The sequence below is a fragment of the Microbacterium sp. BF1 genome (assembly GCF_019279095.1).
Classification (GTDB): domain Bacteria; phylum Actinomycetota; class Actinomycetes; order Actinomycetales; family Microbacteriaceae; genus Microbacterium; species Microbacterium maritypicum.
In genome coordinates this window covers 1-4361 of record NZ_JAGYWT010000197.1, presented here as the reverse complement: position 1 = coordinate 4361, position 4361 = coordinate 1, and the positions used below count along the sequence as shown (strand labels likewise).

The following is a 4361-nucleotide window of genomic DNA, read 5'->3' as shown; positions in this document are numbered from 1 at the left end:
GACATGCATACTGTCGAGGATCGTCCGAGACGGGCTGAGATCGCAGCCTAAGCGCGCTGGTGGACGAACGCGCGTCGCTCACTCCCTCGATTCGTCGAGCCCGGAGATCGTTGTGTACAGGGCGCGGCGATCGCGATGAATTTGTGGGCGTCGGTCACGTGCGTCTCCGCGGCAGAGGTCGAGATGTCAGTCATTGGTGCTCCCTGCGATGCGCCAGCCGCGCTCCTGCAGTCCGGTGATCGCACCGTGCAGCGCTGCCGGATCGACGCTGATCTCAGCGAGACCGAACTGCGCGCCGGGAGAGTGCTCGAGACGGAGATCCTCGACGTTGACGCCGAGCTCGCCGAGCTCGCCGAACAGCCTTCCGAGCTGCCCAGCGGTGTCGTCGACCATGACGACGAGCGATTCGAAGCGCTGGTTCTGTCCGTGCTTGCCGGGAAGACGCTCGACGCCGTCGTTGCCCTGACGGATCGTCTCGGCCACGATGCGGCGGGCGCCGGGAGCCCCGGGCTGGCGAAGGGCGTCGGAGATCTCCCCGAGGTCGGAAGCGAGCGCGTCGAGGATCTCGACCACCGGCGCGGCGTTCGCCCCGAGGATCTGCACCCAGAGCTCAGGGGCGGATGCCGCGATCCTCGTCGTGTCGCGGACGCCCTGGCCCGCGAGACGGAGCGCCCCCTCCTCTGCTTCGGCGAGGCGACCCGCGAGCAGACTCGCCACGACCTGGGGCACGTGCGAGGTCAGTGCGACCGAACGGTCGTGCTCCTCCGGAGTCATCTCGAGCGGCATCGCTCCCACATCGAGCGCCAGAGCCTCGACGAGGGCGAGATCGGAAGCCTTGGTCTCCTCGTCACGGCACACCACCCACGGCCGACCGATGAAGAGGTCTGCGCGGGCCGAGATCGCCCCACCGCGCTCACGACCGGCGAGCGGGTGCGAGCCGATGTAGCGGGCGAGGTCGACGCCGCGGGCCCGGAGCATGCGGAACGGCTCGAGCTTCACGCTGGCGACGTCGGTGACGACGGCGTGCGGGAACCGTTCGAGCTCTACCTGGATCACGTCGGCCGTGACATCGGGCGGGACGGCGACCACGATCAGAGATGGTGAGTCGTCCTCCGCAGGGAGGCGGCCTGCACCGTAGTCGACGGCGAGGCGGAGCTGTGCGGGCGAGGCATCGGTCAGCACGACGTCGACGCCCTTCGTGCGGAGCGCATGCCCGATGCTCGCGCCGAGGAGTCCGGCGCCGACGATGCGGACGGTGCCGGAGAGGCGCGGCGCGACGAAGCCCGCTCTCCGCCCCGTGGGCGCACTCGTCGTATCGGTCATTCGTTCTCCTGCTCGCCTGGCGCCTCGGCGACACCGGAATCACGGCGCGACAGGGTCAAAAGCGCGCCGAGTTCGATTTTACTCAGTTCCCGCGTCTTCCCGGCCGGGAGGGTTCCCAGGTGGAGCGGACCGAACTGGCGACGCACGAGCTCTGTGACGGGGTGGCCGACCGCGGCGAGCATCCGACGCACGATCCGGTTGCGACCGGAATGCAGCGTCAGCTCCACCAGGCTCGACCCGCGAGACGTGTCCAGCAGCCGCGCCTTGTCCGCCGCGATCGGACCGTCTTCGAGCTCGATGCCCTTGGTGAGCTTCGAGATCGTCTGAGGCAGCACGGTGCCCTTGACCTTCGCGATGTACACCTTGGTCACGCCGAAGGAGGGGTGCGCCAGCACGTGCGCGAGGGCGCCGTCATTGGTGAGGATCAGCAGTCCGCTGGTCTCGGCATCGAGGCGGCCGACGTTGTACAGACGCTCCTCGTAGTCGGCGGTGAAGCGACGGAGGTCGGGACGGCCGCTCTCGTCCTTCATGCTGCTGACGACGCCGGTCGGCTTGTTGAGCATGACGTAGCGCTTCGAGACGTCGAGCTGCACGGCGGTGCCGTCGACATCGACGAGGTCGTTCTCCGGGTCGATCCGCCTGCCGAGCTCGGAGACGACGATGCCGTTGACGCGGATGCGCCCCTCGGTGATGTACTGCTCGACGACGCGTCGCGAGGCCACCCCCGCGCCGGCGAGGACCTTCTGCAGGCGCACGCCCTCGGGTGCGGTCTCGGAGTCTGTCGAGGCGTCGAAGCCGGTCATCGGATGGTCCCTTCGTCGAATCCGTCTGCCCCGTCATCGAGCAGCGGGGAGATCGGGGGCAGCTCGTCGAGCGAGTTGATGCCCAGGTGCTGGAGGAGCGCGTCGGTCGTGCCGTAGTTGAGCGCGCCCGTCTCGGAGTCTGCGAACAGCTCGGTGATCAGGCCTCGGGCGAGGAGAGTGCGCACGACCGAGTCGACGTTCACCGCACGGATGGAGGCGACCTGGCTGCGCGTCACCGGCTGCTTGTAGGCGATCACGGCCAGAGTCTCGAGAGCGGCCTGCGAAAGACGAGCGGGGGCTTGTCCGCCGACGAACTCGGCCACCACGGCGTCGAGGTCCTCACGCACGTACAGTCGCCACCCGCCGCCGACCTCCCGCAGCTCGAAGCCGCGTCGAGGACCAGTGCCCGCACCGTCGTAGTCCTCGACGAGCGCCTCGAGCGTCTGACGCACGGCGGGCACGGGCGATCCCACGGCCGCGGCCAGTGCGACCAGACCGATCGGCTCGTCCACGATGAACAGGATCGCCTCGATCCGCTCGGAGAGGGGGATCGCCGGCACCGTGTCCGTGCTCTCCGGGGTCAGGCTCTCGTCGGTCACGTCATCGGTCATAGTCGGCTCCCAGGGTCGCCAGCGTCTCATCCGACCAGGAGTCGGCTGCCCAGCGCAGCGTCAGCTCGCCGAGCGGTTCCAGTTGTTCGAAGGACAGTGCCGCATGCCGGTACAGCTCCAGCACCGAGATGAAGCGCGCGACGACGATACCCGGCTCGGTCACGCCGGCGACGAGCTCGCGGAAGCTCAGCGACTCGGCGCCGCGCAGCAGCGTCACCACGATCGCCGCCTGTTCGCGGATACTGACCAGCGGCGCGTGCAGATGGTCGAGCCCGACGTGCGGGATCTCCTTGGGCGCGAAGGCCAGCAGCGCGAGCGCGGCGAAGTCGTCGGCGGTCAGCGACCAGACGAGCTCCGGTGTCTGGCGGCGGTGCTTCTCCTCGAGGCGGACGGCACGCACATGACGACGGTCTTCGCGCTGCAGGCAGCGGGCGAACCACGTCGAGACCTCCTTGAAGGCCCGGTACTGCAGCAACCGGGCGAACAGCAGATCGCGCGCCTCGAGAAGAGCCACGGCCTCGGCATCCACCAGCTCGCCCTGCGGCAGAAGCCCTGCCACCTTCATGTCGAGCAGTGTCGCAGCCACGACCAGGAACTCGGAAGCCTGATCGAGATCATCGTCGTCGTCGAGCGCGCCCAGGTACGCGATGAACTCGTTGGTGACCGCGCTCAGAGACACCTCGGTGATGTCCATCTCGTGCTTCGAGATGAGGTTCAGCAGTAGGTCGAAGGGGCCATCGAAGTTCGACAGCGAGACCCGGAAGCTTGCGGTGTCGGCAGACGCGGAATCGCCTGTGCCCTCCTCGGGCGACGCGTCGACAGGTCTTTCGCTAGGCGACGGCGCCACGGGCGACCAGCTCCCGCGCCAGCCGCAGGTACGCCTGAGCGGCGGCGTGCTCGGGCGCGAACTCGGTGATGGGCACACCTGAGACCGAGGCATCCGGGAACTTCACGGTGCGGCCGATCACGGTCTCCAGCACGTCGTCGCCGAAAGCTTCGACGACGCGCTCGAGCACCTCGCGAGAGTGCAGCGTGCGCGGGTCGTACATCGTCGCCAGCAGGCCGTCCATCGTGATCGACGGGTTCAACCGATCGCGCACCTTGTCGATGGTCTCGATCAGCAGCGCCACACCACGCAGCGCGAAGAACTCGCACTCGAGCGGGATGATCACGCCGTGAGCGGCCGTCAGTGCGTTGACGGTGAGGATGCCGAGCGAGGGCTGGCAGTCGATGAGGATGACGTCGTACTCCCCCGCCACCTGGCGGAGGACACGGGCGAGGATCGTCTCACGTGCCACCTCGTTGACGAGGTGCACCTCGGCGGCGGAGAGATCGATGTTGGCCGGCATGACGTCGAGACCCTCGACGCTCGAGTGCACGATCGCGTCGTGCGCGTCGCGCTTGGTGTCCAGCAGCAGGTCGTAGATCGTCGGCACATCGTGCGTCGGGATGCCGAGGCCTGCCGAGAGCGCACCCTGCGGGTCGAAGTCGACGGCGAGGACTTTCCGGCCGTACTCCGCAAGAGCCGCGGCCAGGTTGATCGAGGTCGTCGTCTTGCCGACGCCGCCCTTCTGGTTGCACAGCGCGATGATGCGCGCAGGACCGTGCGACTTCAACGGCCCGG

Annotated in this window: 5 protein-coding genes; all 5 read right to left on the bottom strand. The window is 68.3% G+C overall.

Annotated elements, in window-relative coordinates:
* Positions 1 to 186: 186 nt before the first annotated feature.
* On the bottom strand, positions 187 to 1323 hold the full coding sequence (locus tag KZA10_RS08570) for a prephenate dehydrogenase (RefSeq protein WP_218682655.1): 1137 nt from the start codon (positions 1321 to 1323) through the stop codon (positions 187 to 189).
* Entirely contained in the window at positions 1320 to 2126 is an 807-nt protein-coding gene (locus tag KZA10_RS08565; protein WP_141388104.1) for a pseudouridine synthase, read from the bottom strand. The genes KZA10_RS08570 and KZA10_RS08565 overlap by 4 nt, the downstream gene beginning before the upstream one ends.
* Entirely contained in the window at positions 2123 to 2737 is a 615-nt protein-coding gene (gene scpB, locus KZA10_RS08560; RefSeq protein WP_218682654.1) for an SMC-Scp complex subunit ScpB, read from the bottom strand. The genes KZA10_RS08565 and scpB overlap by 4 nt, the downstream gene beginning before the upstream one ends.
* On the bottom strand, positions 2727 to 3584 hold the full coding sequence (locus tag KZA10_RS08555) for a ScpA family protein (protein ID WP_218682653.1): 858 nt from the start codon (positions 3582 to 3584) through the stop codon (positions 2727 to 2729). The genes scpB and KZA10_RS08555 overlap by 11 nt, the downstream gene beginning before the upstream one ends.
* Positions 3568 to 4361 (bottom strand): ParA family protein (locus tag KZA10_RS08550; RefSeq protein ID WP_218682652.1); only part of this gene is annotated, 794 nt, incomplete at its 5' end. The genes KZA10_RS08555 and KZA10_RS08550, both read right to left, overlap by 17 nt.